Annotated in this window: 11 protein-coding genes; 5 read left to right on the top strand and 6 right to left on the bottom strand. The window is 60.5% G+C overall.

From position 1 onward, the window contains the following. Positions 1 to 7: 7 nt before the first annotated feature. The gene (locus tag BZL43_RS08640; RefSeq protein WP_095631919.1) at positions 8 to 535 is read right to left on the bottom strand and encodes a PAAR domain-containing protein; all 528 of its coding nucleotides are present in this window, start codon (positions 533 to 535) and stop codon (positions 8 to 10) included. A gap of 258 nt (positions 536 to 793) precedes the next feature. On the opposite strand from BZL43_RS08640, the gene BZL43_RS08635 reads away from it, so the two are divergent. The 4 genes from BZL43_RS08635 (at position 794) to BZL43_RS08620 (ending at position 5,801) form a co-directional block, all read left to right on the top strand. Further along, positions 794 to 2,512, top strand: a complete 1,719-nt coding sequence (locus BZL43_RS08635) for a hydrogenase maturation protein (RefSeq protein WP_095631918.1) — start codon at positions 794 to 796, stop codon at positions 2,510 to 2,512. An 84-nt stretch (positions 2,513 to 2,596) separates the two neighbouring features. Next, positions 2,597 to 3,460: a LysR family transcriptional regulator gene (locus BZL43_RS08630; protein WP_095631917.1), complete on the top strand. Its 864-nt coding sequence runs from the start codon at positions 2,597 to 2,599 to the stop codon at positions 3,458 to 3,460. A 110-nt stretch (positions 3,461 to 3,570) separates the two neighbouring features. After that, positions 3,571 to 4,716, top strand: coding sequence for an SRPBCC family protein (locus BZL43_RS08625; protein ID WP_095631916.1), 1,146 nt, complete (start codon positions 3,571 to 3,573; stop codon positions 4,714 to 4,716). After that, positions 4,713 to 5,801, top strand: a complete 1,089-nt coding sequence (locus BZL43_RS08620) for an SMP-30/gluconolactonase/LRE family protein (protein ID WP_095631915.1) — start codon at positions 4,713 to 4,715, stop codon at positions 5,799 to 5,801. Before BZL43_RS08625 ends, BZL43_RS08620 begins: the two co-directional genes overlap by 4 nt. 121 nt (positions 5,802 to 5,922) lie before the next feature. Here the strand turns inward: BZL43_RS08620 and BZL43_RS08615 are convergent, their stop codons facing one another. Together BZL43_RS08615 and BZL43_RS08610 are read right to left on the bottom strand one after the other, a co-directional pair. Further along, positions 5,923 to 6,183, bottom strand: coding sequence for a hypothetical protein (locus tag BZL43_RS08615; RefSeq protein WP_095631914.1), 261 nt, complete (start codon positions 6,181 to 6,183; stop codon positions 5,923 to 5,925). 106 nt (positions 6,184 to 6,289) lie between these two features. Continuing rightward, positions 6,290 to 6,532 (bottom strand): hypothetical protein, encoded by a 243-nt coding sequence (locus BZL43_RS08610; protein ID WP_095631913.1) that lies wholly within the window; start codon positions 6,530 to 6,532, stop codon positions 6,290 to 6,292. A gap of 217 nt (positions 6,533 to 6,749) precedes the next feature. On the opposite strand from BZL43_RS08610, the gene BZL43_RS08605 reads away from it, so the two are divergent. Continuing rightward, a complete protein-coding gene (locus BZL43_RS08605) occupies positions 6,750 to 7,271 on the top strand; it encodes a DUF4142 domain-containing protein (RefSeq protein ID WP_095631912.1) in 522 nt (173 codons plus the stop codon). Positions 7,272 to 7,464: 193 nt separating this feature from the next. Here the strand turns inward: BZL43_RS08605 and BZL43_RS08600 are convergent, their stop codons facing one another. The 3 genes from BZL43_RS08600 to BZL43_RS08590 all read right to left on the bottom strand — a co-directional run bounded on the left by BZL43_RS08600 (position 7,465) and on the right by BZL43_RS08590 (position 14,196). Beyond that, a complete protein-coding gene (locus tag BZL43_RS08600) occupies positions 7,465 to 9,576 on the bottom strand; it encodes a PAS domain-containing sensor histidine kinase (protein WP_095631911.1) in 2,112 nt (703 codons plus the stop codon). Positions 9,577 to 9,706: 130 nt separating this feature from the next. Beyond that, positions 9,707 to 12,805 (bottom strand): error-prone DNA polymerase, encoded by a 3,099-nt coding sequence (locus BZL43_RS08595; RefSeq protein ID WP_218228030.1) that lies wholly within the window; start codon positions 12,803 to 12,805, stop codon positions 9,707 to 9,709. Continuing rightward, entirely contained in the window at positions 12,781 to 14,196 is a 1,416-nt protein-coding gene (locus tag BZL43_RS08590; RefSeq protein WP_095631909.1) for a DNA polymerase Y family protein, read from the bottom strand. The genes BZL43_RS08595 and BZL43_RS08590 overlap by 25 nt, the downstream gene beginning before the upstream one ends. Between the last annotated feature and the right edge of the window lie 5 nt (positions 14,197 to 14,201).

Raw genomic sequence — 14,201 nt, 5'->3', positions numbered from 1 at the left:
CTCCTCCTTAGTAATCGATGCCCAGGGCATCCAGGTGAGCGGCGGCTTCCTTGCCCCATTGCACGACAACAGAGGTGGGCTCAGCGGTGAATACCCGTGCGGCGTTGCCGTGGTTGTCGGTGTGACCGACCAGGCGCTGGCCGTCGCCGGTTTCGATGCAATAGAGCATGTCGGGAATGGCGTCGCCTGTGGTCTCGTCGACCAGTTGAAAGCGTTCGCTGTGTTTGGGCACGGTGATGATCGGAGTGAACGGCGCGGCACCGACTTGTGTGCCGACGAACACATCGCCGGAGCCGGTGATGATCATGCCGCCATGGGCCGTGGCGCTGCCCAGAAAGGCGATGGGCTTGCCATTGATCAGGATGTTGCCGATACCTTCGGTCACGGTGTCGCCGCAGGCGGTGGTGTCACCGACACGCAAGACCGGCATGCCGTTGATGTTCACGTTGGGTGAACCGCTGGTGCTGGGGTTGGTGCCATGACCGGTCACCGGGCAGGCATTGAGATCGCTGAGTCGAGCGGCAGGTTTGGCCATCATCTACATCCATGTATGAGCTTGGACGCGGAATTTACCGGATAGACGGGATTGTTGATAGGGCTAATGCCCGATGCCTGGCGTACGAAAAGCGGTTCACTCGCCTGCCTTCACACCGCCAATGAAACACCCGCTGACACAAGCTTGACCTCGATCAGTTGTTCTCTTCCCCGCAATCACTACTATCACGCTTCCATCGAAGGCCACGGACGGCTCATTGGGAGCCTGCGGCCCGTCATTCTCAAGGAAGAGTCAATCGTGCGGTCATTGAAAATCATTCTGCTGGCGTCAGCGTTCAACGGCCTGACCCAGCGGGCCTGGCTGGATTTGCGTCAGGCCGGCCACTCGCCCAGCGTGGTGCTGTTCACCGACCAAGAGGCGGTGTGCGAGCAAATCGAACACTCGGGCGCCGATCTGGTGATCTGCCCGTTCCTCAAGGACCGGGTACCACAACAGTTATGGAGCAACCGCCAACGTCCCGTGGTGATCATTCATCCGGGCATTGTCGGCGACCGAGGCGCCAGTGCGCTGGATTGGGCGATCACCCGTGAACTCAACCGCTGGGGCGTGACCGCGTTGCAAGCGGTGGAAGAAATGGATGCCGGGCCGGTCTGGGCCACTTGTGAATTCAACTTGCCTCAAGGCTTGCGCAAATCCGAGTTGTACAACGGGCGCGTCAGCGATGCGGCGATCTCCTGCATCCACGAAGTGGTGGAAAAATTCATCGACGGTTTCGTGCCGGTGCCCTTGGATTACAGCCAACGCCATGTGATTGGCCGCTTGCAGCCGAACATGAAACAAGCTGACCGATCCTTCAGCTGGCACGACAGCTCACACTTCATCAAACGCTGCATCGACGCCGCCGACGGCCAGCCCGGCGTATTGGCGAGCCTGGCCGGCGGTCAGTATTACCTGTATGACGCTCACCTGGATTCGCGCAGCGGCACGCCGGGAAAGATTCTCGCGGTGCACGACGACGCGGTGCTGGTGGCGACCGGCGATACCAGCCTGTGGATCGGTTCGTTGCGACGCAAACCCCGGCCCGGTGAAGAAACCTTCAAGCGCCCGGCCCGGCATGTGCTCGCCGAACAGCTGGCGCAAGTACCTACCCTTGATTGGTCGATCGCCTCCCATCCCTTCAACAACGAAAGCTATCAACCGATCCGTTATCGCGAATCCGGCCATGTCGGCGAACTGACCTTCGAGTTTTACAACGGCGCGATGAGCACCGAACAGTGTCAGCGCCTGATAGAGGCCCTGCGCTGGGCCAAGTTGCGGGACACCCAGGTGCTGCTGATCAAGGGTGGGCGCGGCAGTTTCTCCAACGGCGTGCACCTCAACGTGATCCAGGCTGCAGCGGTGCCGGGGCTGGAAGCCTGGGCCAATATTCAGGCGATCGATGATGTCTGCCACGAACTGCTCAGCGCCCGGCAACTGGTGGTCAGCGGCTTGACCGGGAATGCCGGGGCTGGCGGCGTGATGCTGGCGCTGACTGCCGATATTGTCTTGGCCCGGTCCGGTATCGTGCTCAACCCTCATTACAAGACCATGGGCCTGTACGGCTCCGAGTACTGGACCTACAGCCTGCCCCGCGCCATCGGCCAGGCCATGGCGCAAAAGCTCACTGAAGACTGTCTGCCGATCAGCGCCACCCAGGCCTTGCAACTGGGCATGGTCCAGGAAATCGGCCCGCGCTGCCCCGACGAGTTTGGCCTGTGGTTGTTGCAGCGGGCCAATGGTGCGTTGAGTGATCCGGCGTATCAGGCGATACGTGAGCGTAAAAGCCAGTTCGATATTCAACTGGCGCACCACTGTCGTAATGCCGAGCTGGAAGAGATGGAGCTGGACATGGTGCAGAACCGCAAACAGTTTGCCGAAAAATGCCGAAATTTTGTGTTCAAGCGCAAGGCGTGTGGCTCGCCCCAGCGGTTGGTGGCCGATTGGGCGGTGGTGAAGGAGGTTGAGCTGGCCGGCTGATCGGTAGCGATCTTTTGATTTTGCTTTCTATCCGCTGGCGGCGCCTGCTCTTACAATGCCCACACCTCCCGCATCGGCCTGCCCATGGACATCGACCTCGCCCGCACCTTTCTGGAAATCGTCCGCCACGGCAGCCTGGCCGCGGCCGCCGAAAAGCTGCATGTCACCCAGACCGCCATCACCGCACGCGTGCAAAAGCTCGAAAGTCAGTTGGGCAGCACGCTGTTCGTGCGCAACCGTGCCGGGGCGCGCCTGACGCCGAACGGTGAGGCCTTTGTGATTTATGCCAATCAATTGGTGCAAACCTGGGATGCCGCGCGCCGTGACTTGCCGCTGCCCGAGGGCTACCGCGACGTGCTGCACATCGGCGGCGAGGTCAGTCTGTGCAACCCGTTGATGCTCAGCTGGGCCGGCGAATTACGCGAGAAAATCCCCAGCCACGCCCTGCGCATGGAAATCCGCGACGGCGAAAACCTGCTGCGGCAACTAGAGCTGGGGGTGCTGGATGCGGCGCTGGTCTATCAACCCGAGTATTGGCCACGCCTGCAAGTCGAGCAGGTGCTGGAAGAAAAACTCATTCTGGTACGCCTGGCCAGCCAGCCCGATCCGTATGTGTATATCGACTGGGGCCCGGACTTCCGCCGTCAGCACGATGCCGCGCTGCCGGAAAAAGCCAAGGCAGCCCTGAGCTTCAACCTCGGCCCGCTGGCCTTGCAATACATCCTGGAAAACGGCGGCAGCGGTTATTTCCGCACTCGCGTGGTCCAGAGCTATCTGGAAAGCGGTGTGCTGGAGCCAGTGCCCAAGGCGCCGGAGTTCAGCTATCCGACTTACCTGGTTTACTCCCGGGACCGTGATTCGGCGACCCTGCAACGAGCCTTTGACTTACTGCGTGAAGTGATCAAATCAGACGACGATTGGTCCCAACGCTGGAACCCCTTGACCTGACGCCAGGCGCCTTGCACCGGAGCATGGCGCATGTGGCCTCAAGGTTGGGCCAGCCTCTGCGGCGGGATCGACTAATCTGCTGGTGGTAACAATAACCACAGGTGAACGCAGTGAGGCAGACCACCGAAGCATTTCGCGCGCGCTACCGTGCCGATATTCATCCGCTCTACAACCCTTGGCTGCATGGCGGCTTTGTGTTGCTGTTCGGGTTGCTGGCCATCGGCGTGTTCTGGAGCACCGTGCATCAGGTACACCCCTTGGAATGGCTGACGGTACCGCTGACCTTGCTGTTCTTCAACTTCGGCGTTTATGTCGTACATCGGCATCTGGGGCACCACAAAAAGCGTCTGGCGCGAATGTTCTATGCCCGTCACGCGGGTGACCATCACAGCTTTTTCACCCCCGGCCACATGACCTATGACAATGCACGCGACTGGCGGGTGATTCTGTTTCCGGCCTGGCTGATTGTGTTGCACACCCTCCTCATTACCGCGCCCGCCTGGTGGCTGCTGGCTCAGCTCAATGACAACGTCGCGGGGCTGTTCGGCGGTTGCATGGTCCTCGGTTACCTGACTTATGAGGTGTTCCACGCTTGCGAACATCTACCACCCGGCAACCCGTTGACACGTCTGCCGTGGATTCGCCAGATGCGCCGTCTGCATGAACTGCACCACCGCCGCGAGCTGATGCAGGAGCGCAATTTCAATATCGTGTTTCCACTGATGGACTACTTGTTCGGCACCTTGTATTGGGAGTCGGAAAAAGCGTCCCCGCACCTGACGAGAATGCCCATGACCCGCCTGCAGCACGTGGTCGACATCGCAGGAAATCCGCTCGCCGTGCTCGCCTACGCCAGCACCGCGACACTTTGGCCGCAGTGGCATCCGTCCTCTCTCAAGGTCGATGGCCAGAGCGGCCCGCTGTATGCCGGAGCGCGGTTCGAGGAAGACATTCGGGCCGGCGGGCGTGAGGGACATTTGAGTTGGGAAGTCGACGAATACTTGCCCGGCCGTCGCTGGAGCGCTCGGGCCCGGGACGATCATGGGCTGTCGTTGGTGTTGACTTACGAGTGCGAGGCTTTTGGCGATGGCACACGGTTTGTCCGCACCCTGGAATATTGCTTCAGCGGTGTACTGATGCGCATCGCCAATCGATTGTTGCTCAAGCGGCGCATTGAGCGTGAATCGGCGCAATCGATGCAGGCGTTACGGGAGATAGCGCAAAAACATCTGGCCTCGACAGGAGTCATCGCGTGAAAAGAGCCCTCAGGTTTCGGTATTTATTGTTGCTGCTGATCATCGTGATCGGCGGCTTCTTGCTGTTATTACCCACCAAGGTCCAACCGATTGCCTGGACACCGTCACCGGCGCCCTCCCTCATCGATGGCATCTACACAGACAATCAGCGCCTCAAAGGCGTGGAACGTGTCGGTGCTGCTGACATCGACGGCCCGGAGGCATTGCTGCTGGAAGACAACATCCTCATCACCGGCCTGCATGACGGCCGATTGATTAGCACCAGCCTCGACGGCAATACCACCAAGGTGCTGGCCGATACCGGTGGCAGGCCATTGGGCCTGGCGCGCCATCCCAATGGCATGCTGGTAATCGCCGACGGGGTCAAGGGTTTGCTGTCGCTCGATGCACAGGGCCGTGTGATTGCATTGAGCACCACCGCCAATAACGTGCCCTTCGGCTTTACCGACGACGTGGTCATCGACAAGTCAGGGCATTACGCCTATTTCAGCGATGCGTCCAGCCGATGGGGTTACGGCAAGGATGGCGAGGCGATCATCGAGCACGGCGGCGACGGCCGATTGCTGCGATATGACTTCCAGACAGGCAAAACGACGGTCCTGCTGGATAAACTGGAGTTCGCCAACGGCGTAACCCTGGGGCCTGACGACGCGTTTGTGCTAGTCAACGAAACCGGCGCCTATCGCATCAGCCGCTATTGGCTGACCGGGCCGAAAGCCGGGACCCACGATCTGTTCATCGACAATTTGCCAGGGCTGCCGGACAACCTGGCATTCAATGGCCGCGACCGTTTCTGGGTGGCGCTGTATGCCCCGCGCAATGCATTGCTCGACGCCACGGCGCCCTACCCGCTGATACGCAAAATGATCGTGCGTGCGATGACGATCCTGCCCATACCGGTGGAGAACCGCGCCTTCGCCCTCGGCCTGGACCTCGACGGTCAAGTGATCGCCAATCTACAGGACGCCAGCAGCGGCAACTACTCTCCCATCACCACCGTGCGCGAGTATGGAGACTGGTTGTATCTGGGGTCGCTGAAAGCGCGGCACATGGCGCGGTTGCCGTTGAGTACGGCATTGAAGTAGGCGTGCAGCCAAAAAGATCGCAGCCTTCGGCAGCTCCTACGGGTTCGGGTGCATCCGCAAGATCACGGTGCGCGCGGTTAACTGTGGGAGCTGGCGAAGGCTGCGATCTTTTGGTCTTGAATCACCGCGGATCCATCTCACCATCGCGTACCGAATTGTCTGTCTCTTCGCGCACTCGCTCCGGGTCGATGTCGGTGACGTCATCCTGTTCCAGAGGCGTTATGTCCTCATTGTCCGGCAATTCATCAATGCCCGGTTCATCCTCGGGGTTGACGGTGGTGCGCCCCGGGCTCAGGGGGTCCGGATGTTTCGGAATCGGGTCATAACCGCCCTGTTTTTCGCTGGGGTATTTTTCTTTATCGGGAAAGTCTGAAGGGGGCATGGGGCACCTCGCATGGGCCGCAAAGTCGGCTCTGATCGTTCGAGGTGCCGGTATTTGTCACGTTCCACTTTTTCAGTCACCGGTCGTCGGTGATTTGCCATGGATGTCAGGATGGCGTCTGGAGTCGTTCAACGATCTTGTTCTTAACCAGCACGCGCTTCTCCTTGAGCTTCTTCAATTCGTCATCGCTGAGTGCATTCGATTGTCCAGACTCGGCTTTCACCACTTCCGCGTCCGTCTGGGAGTACTTGTTGAGCAGTGAATCCAGTAACGGATCCTTGGTGCGTTTTTGCTGGATCTCTTCCTTCGTGCAGCGCAAATCCTGATAAAGGTCATGAGTCACCGGCATGGAACACCTCCGTTGGTTAATCGGTAGCGAACGCGATCAATTGCGTTCACCAGCTATCAGAATGGCCTTGCATAGGGTGTTCTGTCGACCGTCTATCAGACCAACGGTGTCCGTTCGTCGTCCTGTCGCAAATGCGATAAAACCTTTGCCCGATCGTCTGCCTCCATTGATTAACGATCACCTGGATCGCCCATAAAACCTGTGTGGAGAATGACCGATGGACGGATTCAATCTGCGTCACCTCGCCCTGGCCGTAGCCTTGAGCACCGGCATGGGCACGGCCTTTGCCGCCACTTCCAACGACTTCGTCGATGACGCGGCCGAGGGTGGCATCGCGGAAGTCGAGACCAGCAAACTGGCCCTGGAAAAAAGCTCATCAGCCGACGTCAAGGCGTTCGCCAATATGATGGTCACCGATCATTCCAAAGCCAATGAAGAGCTGGCAGCCCTGGCGAAAAAGCACGACATCGAGATGCCGGACACCACAACGGTGGTCAAACAGGCCAAGGAAAAAATTCTCGACTTGCGCGATGAGTCCTTCGACAGGGCCTATGCCAACAATCAGGTGAAGGCTCACGAGGAAACGATTGAACGGTTCAAAAAACAAGCCAACACAGTAACGGACGACGAAACCAAAGGCGCCACCGATCTCACGGCCTTTGCAAAAAAAATGCTGCCTACGCTGGAAAAACATCTGGATATGGCGAAAAAACTTCAGGCAGCTCATCCCGATAAATAATCTCCACAGGAACAAGGCTTGCCCGGTGATCGCTCATCGCGGGTAAGCCTTGATGCCGGTCGGTTAGTCCCCTGTAGGAGCGAGGCTTGCCCGCGAACAAGAACCCCCGCGTGTGTATCAGGTACTCCGCGTCATCGTTCTTCGCGGGCAAGCCTCGCTTCTACAGGGGCGATCGCATTACAGCCTGCAAGTCTCAACCTCCCAGTACGTTGCGGATCTTATTCAACAGCGCTTCAGGGCCATACGGTTTGCTCAGCAAATAAGTGTCGGGGCTCAGTTGGTGATTGCGCGAAATGATGTCCCGGGTGTGGCCGGAGGTAAACAGCACCGCCACCGGTGGATTCTGTACCTTGGCCCAAGCGGCCAGGTCCGCGCTTTTGATCAGACCGGGCATGACCACATCGGTAAAAATCAGGTCCACCGACGCGCCATCGAGCAACATTTGCATGGCCAGGTCACCGTTGGCCGCGGTCAGCACCTGATAGCCCCCTTCACGCAATAAATCCACCGCCGAGCCACGCACCGCTTCGTTGTCCTCGACCACCAGAATGGTTTCGTGCCCGCCCCGATGCTGCGGATCATGGCGCGTTGTTTCACCGGGCAACGGGCGCAAACTGCGCGGGAAATACAACTGCACCCGAGTGCCCTGCCCGACGACGCTGGAAATCTCGATGTGGCCACCGCTCTGCTTGACGAAACCGAACACCATGCTCAAACCCAGGCCGGTGCCCTGGCCATCGGCCTTGGTGGTGAAAAACGGTTCAAAGGCTTGGGCGAGCACTTGAGGCGGCATGCCGACACCCGTGTCAGCTACCGCGACGCAAACATAGTCGCCGGCCACGATGCCCTTGCCTGCGCAAAACTTGCGGTCGAGGGCAATGTTCTCGGCGCTGAGGGCAATGATCCCCTCGCCGCTCATGGCGTCTCGGGCGTTGATCGCCAGGTTGAGAATGGCGTTTTCCAGTTGATTGCGATCCACGTAGAGATGCCATGAATGGTCAGGCGCCGTCACCTTGATCTGGATAGTCTCCCCCAGCGCCCGTTGCAATAATTCTCCCAGCCCTTCGAAGATCTGCCGTGGATCGCAGACCGCCGGCGACAAAGGCTGACGACGGGCGAACGCGAGCAATTGCGACGACAATTTGGCACCGCGCTCGACCGCGGCAATCGACGCACTGACCCGGCGTTGCACGTTGGCGTTGTCCGGCTCGTGACGCGCCAGCAAATGCAGGTTGCCGGCGATGACTTGCAACAGGTTATTGAAGTCATGGGCCACGCCGCCGGTAAGACCGCCGATGGCTTCGAGTTTCTGTGACTGACGCAACTGTTCTTCGGCCGCCAACCGCGCTTCGACTTCATCGGCGACTCGCTGCTCCAGGTTGCGGGTGAATTTGAGCAAGGATTCTTCGGCGGTCTTGCGTTCATGAATGTCAATCAACACCCCGGGAAAGCGGAACGCCTCGCCTTTTTCATCGAACTCGCAACACCCGCTGGCCAGCACCCACAGGTAACTGCCATCGGGCCGCAGCACCCGGTACTCGGCGTTATAGGGGATGCCGGTTTCCACCGATTGATTGATCCGCTCCTGAACCCAACCCCGGTCATCGGGATGAATCTGCATCTCGGCGATGAGCGGTGGCAGGTTGGCCAGGTCCTGATCGGGCGGGTAGGAAAACGTGCGGGCGAAGCGTTCGTCGGCAGACAGCACATCAGCCTTGATATCCCAGACGAATGAACCGAGCAAAGCCCCGGCATTGAGCGCCAGGCGAACTCTTTCGTTGTCGGCGCGATAAGCGCGTTCGGCTTCCTGGCGCCGGCGCTCGGAAATCACATGGTCAGTGGTGTCGACCACTATCGCCATGACGCCGGCGGGATGCCCGTCATCATCGGCGACAGGGCTGTAGTAAAGATCCATCCAGACATCTTCGGGTATGCCATCACGCAACAGCACCAGGGCTTTGTTGTGATAGGACAAAGTGCCGCCCGCCAGGCAGGTATCCACCACATGCCGATTGAATTCGGCAACCTCTGGCCAGCCCAATTCCACCGGGGAACCCAACAGGTAAGGATGTCGCCCTCCGGCAAATCTCGAGTAGGCATCGTTATAGATCATGTAACCGGGCCGGCCCCACAACATCACCATCGGCAGGGGTGAGGCGAGCAATAACTGCACCGCGCTGCACAGGCTCCCGGGCCAGGTATCGATGTGCCCGAGCTCGGTCAGGCTCCAGTCGAACGTGCGGATGCGTTCGGCCATTTCACCGCTCCAGCCGGTACATCCGTGGCTATTGTCTAGAAACTGCATCGACTGGCCTATGTCCTGTGGATGACATGTTTTCAGGCAGTACAACGGCGTGAGGAGACGGTGCGTGCCCGTTTGTTTCGAGCATCGCCGACGCCAATGGTTTCATAGAGGTATAGCTGAATGTCAAAGTTCAGCGGAAATCCCGGCTGCGCACATGGATACCGTCGAGCAGTGAACTCAGGTCGCTCAGGCGGCCGGCAATCAGATGCCGCACCTCCCCTTCCTTTTCCCAGCGCCCATTGACCTTGAGCAATTGCGAGCCGACCAGGACCTGCCGTTGCCGTTCGGCCAGGTCGCGCCAGACCACCACGTTGACGTTGCCGAACTCGTCTTCAAGCGTCACGAAGGTTACGCCGCTGGCGGTCCCCGGACGTTGCCGACCGGTGACCAGCCCGGCGACGCTGACCGGTCGACCGTGCTCGACATCCATAAGCTCCTTCGAACTGCGGCAACGCCGGGCTTTCAACTCGCCTCGCAGCAATGCCAGCGGATGCGGGCCGAGGGTAGTACCAAGACTGTTGTAATCGGCTTGCAAGTCCTCGCCCACGGTGGGTTTGGGCAAAGATACCCTCGGCTCTTCCTGGCTCGGTAAACCGGCAAACAAGCCGAGCTGCTTTTGCACCCCCGCCACCTCCCAACGCGCCCGATGCCGGTCACCGGCCAGCCCGCGCAAGGCTCCGGCATCGGCCAGTTGCTCCTGGGCGCGGGCATCGAGTCGTGCCCGTTCGCCAAGGTCGGCGATATCGGCAAACGCCCCTTTCGACCGTGCAACTTCAATGCGCCTGGCATCGTCCTCGCGAAAGCCCTTGATCATCCGCAACCCCATGCGAATGGCCGGCTGCGCGCCGGTAATCGGTTCCAGGCTGCAATCCCAGTCACTGGCCCGCACGTCCACCGGACGAATCTGCAAATGATGCCGACGGGCGTCCTGAAGAATCTGATCCGGGCTGTAGAAACCCATGGGCCAGCTGTTGATCAGCGCACAGGCAAACGCCGCCGGCTCGTGGCATTTCAACCAGCAACTGGCATAAGTCAGCAAGGCAAAACTGGCGGCGTGGGATTCGGGAAAGCCGTAATTGCCGAAGCCTTTGATCTGCTCGAAAATCTGTGCGGCGAACGCCGCCGTGTAGCCGTTTTTCTTCATCCCGTCGGCCAGGCGCTCCTTATGCGGTTCCAGTCCGCCGTGGCGTTTCCAGGCGGCCATGGAGCGGCGCAATTGATCGGCCTCGCCGGGACTGTAGTCGGCGGCGACAATCGCGATCTGCATCACTTGCTCCTGAAACAGCGGTACGCCCAACGTACGCTTTAGCACCGCTTCGAGTTCTTTCGACGGGTAGATCACCTCTTCTTCACCGTTACGCCGCCGCAGATAGGGATGCACCATTCCGCCCTGAATCGGTCCCGGACGAACGATCGCCACCTCAATCACCAGGTCATAGAAGGTCGTGGGCTTGAGCCTGGGCAGCATCGACATCTGGGCCCGGGATTCAATCTGGAACACCCCGATGGTATCGGCGCGGCCGATCATCTCGTAGGTTTGCGGGTCTTCGGCCGGTACCGTTGCCAGGCTCAAGTCCCGGCCGCGGTGCCGTCGCAGCAGGTCGAAACAACGGCGAATCGCACTGAGCATGCCCAGCGCCAGAATATCGACCTTGAGCAGCCCGACCGCATCCAGATCGTCCTTGTCCCACTGGATGATGGTGCGCTCGGCCATGGCGGCGTTCTCGACCGGCACCAGGCTGTCCAGGGGCTGCTCGGAAATCACGAAACCGCCAGGGTGCTGGGACAGGTGCCGGGGAAAACCGATCAATTGCCCCGTCAGGCTCAGCACCCGGCGCAACACGGGGCTGTCAGGATCGAAACCACCCTCACGCAGGCACTCGACGGGTGGCGCCTGATCACTCCAGTGACCGCAACAGTCGGCCAGGGCGTTGACCTGATCCGGTGGCAAACCCAGTGCCTTGGCCACATCGCGGACTGCGCCGGCACCATGGTAAGTGCTGACCACTGCCGTCAGCGCCGCGCGGGCCCGGCCATAACGCTGGAACACGTACTGCAGGACTTCTTCACGCCGCTCGTGCTCGAAATCCACATCGATGTCCGGCGGCTCGTTGCGCTCTTTGGAAAGGAAACGCTCGAACAGCAACGTGCTCCGCTCCGGATCGATTTCCGTGATTCCCAGCACGTAGCACACCGCCGAGTTGGCCGCAGAACCGCGCCCCTGACACAGAATGTGTTGCTTGCGGGCGAAATTCACAATGTCATGAACGGTCAGGAAATAACTTTCGTACCCCAGCTCGGCAATCAGCTGCAGTTCCTTGTCGATCTGCGCCAACACCTCGGCTTTAGGGCCTTTTTCCCAGCGCCACCGAACACCCTTCTCGGCCAACTCCCGCAGCCAGGACGTGGCCGTGCGCCCTTCAGGCACCAGCTCCCGGGGATATTGATAACGCAACTGACCGAGGTCGAACGTGCAGCGCCGGGCGATGCTCAGCGTTTCGTCGAGCAGTGCCTGCGGATAAAGATCGCGCAAGGCGTCGAGGCTGCGCAAATGCCGTTCGCCATTGGGGTGCAGGCGCAACCCGGCCTCGGCCACCGGCAAGTGATGACGAATCGCGGTCATGGTGTCCTGCAAGGCGCGACGGCCACGGGCGTGCATGTGCACATCGCCGCTGGCCACCGCCGGGATCCGCAATTCCCGCGCCAGGGTCAGCAACGCCGCCAGTCGTTGGGTGTCGTCTTGCCCGCGATGCAACTGAACGCTCAACCACAGACGCTCGGCGAAAACCTGCTTGAGCCAATGGCCCTGCTCAAAGTCATCGACGGCGTCCGGCACCCACAGCGCCAACAGCCCCGGCAACGGCTCGGCGACATCCTTCCGCAGCACCTGATACTGACCTTTCTGCATACGGCGTCTGGCGCGGGTAATCAGGCGGCACAGGGTTTGGTAACCCTCGAGGTTTTCCACCAGCAGCACCAGTTTCGGGCCGTCTTCGATGCGTATTTCACTGCCGATGATCAGCGGCAACGCCACAGCCTTGGCCGCCTGCCAGGCGCGGACGATACCCGCCAGGGTGCATTCATCTGTAATCGCCAGCGCTTGATAGCCCTGCTGTTTTGCCCGCTGAAAAAGCTCAAGCGCACTCGAGGCACCGCGCTGGAAACTGAAGTTCGACAGGCAGTGCAGCTCGGCATAATCGACACTCATGCGAACCAGCCTTGCAGCCACAACGGACCGCCTTCGCCCACCGCCCGATAGGCCCAGCCCTGCTGACCGGAACGGGTTTCGATCAGGTAATAATCGCGGCGCACATCGTCGCCGTCCCACCAGCCCGACTCGATACGTTCCGGCCCCATGAGGATGCGCGTCGAACCTTCGTGTACGGCCTGCGGCTCCGTCAGCAACCAGCCTGGTCGTTGCACCGCAGGCAGCGTCCCACAAATCTGGCTGTCGACACGGGCCTGCCACGCGCATTCCGGCCGGTGATCGGCCTGGAACCGCAAGCCTTGCACCGCGTCATCCCCCAGCCGTGCGCGCAAGCGTTCGCGCAGTTGCTCCCAAGGCAAGGATTGTTGCGGACGATCATCGAACAGTTCCTGGTATTGGGGCACAAAGGTCGGCAAGTCTTCAGCGCGCAGACGAAAACCGCGCACCGGCGCCTCGACCTGCACCTGTTCCAGACGCCCCCGGGCCAGTTCGAACAGCATCGCCGGATCACGCTCGGCGCTGAGCAGGCCGACCTTGATCAGCGTGTCTGGTAACCCGGCGTGCTCCAGGTGCAGGTCAAAACGTTGCACACCGCTGTCCCGTCCGCAGAGGAACGCCGCCAGGTCGCCAGTCAGCCTGCGCAACGGAAACAGCAATGCCTGATGGGATTGCACATCGAAGTTGAGTTCGATGCGCACATCGAAACGGTCCGGCGGCAGGTAAAACGCCAGCGCCAGGTGCCGTAAGCCGAACAGGGTGTCCAGATGCTTGAGCACCTGGGCCTCGAAACGCCGGGCCAGGCTATGTCGTGGCAACGCCTGCACCTGACTCAACGTGCGCAGCCCCATGCGCGACAGGGCCGTGGCAACGTTTGGCTCCAAGGCGATCCGATCGATGGGCAACTGCCCGAGATGATGCTGCAAAGCGTCATTGTCCGGCACCACCAGACCGTCATAAACGTTGGCCAATACTCGCGCCGCCACCGGGTTGGGCGCGGCGACAATCCGGTGACGAAACCCCAGTTCGCCAAGTTCGGCCCGCAATCGCGCCTCGAACTGCGGCCAGGTCCCGAACAAGCCCAGGCTGGATTCGATTTCAAACACCACCGCACGCGGGTAATGCACGCTGACCTGAGAGCTGAACCGATAGGCCCAGGCGGCCAGGAATTGCTGCCAGTGTTCGATCTGGGCGGCGTCGTATTCGGCGGTGACAAACCCTTTGCTCAGGGCCTGAGCGGCGGTCATCGACTGGCCGGGCCGCAAGCCCAGCGCCCGCGCCGAACCGTTGACCGCTTGCAGCACCCGACGCTGGGCCGGGCCGGTCAGCAGCGCCAGCGGCTCATCGGGGTCGGGGCGCTGACGCAATACCGCGTCCAGCGCCAATTGCGGGAAGAGAATGCAAACCCAGCGCATGGCAA

The organism is Pseudomonas sp. PICF141 (genome assembly GCF_002286815.1).
Lineage (GTDB): Bacteria > Pseudomonadota > Gammaproteobacteria > Pseudomonadales > Pseudomonadaceae > Aquipseudomonas.
The sequence above is the reverse complement of the archived record's forward strand: the minus strand, read 5'-3'. Positions and strand labels throughout refer to the sequence as shown.

What these genes read in the sequence shown, in the direction of transcription:
- BZL43_RS08640 (WP_095631919.1), bottom strand. Translation starts at nt 535, where the DNA reads ATGGCCAAACCTGCCGCTCGACTCAGCGATCTCAATGCCTGCCCGGTG.
- BZL43_RS08615 (WP_095631914.1), bottom strand. Translation starts at nt 6,183, where the DNA reads ATGCCCCCTTCAGACTTTCCCGATAAAGAAAAATACCCCAGCGAAAAA.
- BZL43_RS08600 (WP_095631911.1), bottom strand. Translation starts at nt 9,576, where the DNA reads ATGCAGTTTCTAGACAATAGCCACGGATGTACCGGCTGGAGCGGTGAA.
- BZL43_RS08605 (WP_095631912.1), top strand. Translation starts at nt 6,750, where the DNA reads ATGGACGGATTCAATCTGCGTCACCTCGCCCTGGCCGTAGCCTTGAGC.
- BZL43_RS08610 (WP_095631913.1), bottom strand. Translation starts at nt 6,532, where the DNA reads ATGCCGGTGACTCATGACCTTTATCAGGATTTGCGCTGCACGAAGGAA.
- BZL43_RS08630 (WP_095631917.1), top strand. Translation starts at nt 2,597, where the DNA reads ATGGACATCGACCTCGCCCGCACCTTTCTGGAAATCGTCCGCCACGGC.
- BZL43_RS08590 (WP_095631909.1), bottom strand. Translation starts at nt 14,196, where the DNA reads ATGCGCTGGGTTTGCATTCTCTTCCCGCAATTGGCGCTGGACGCGGTA.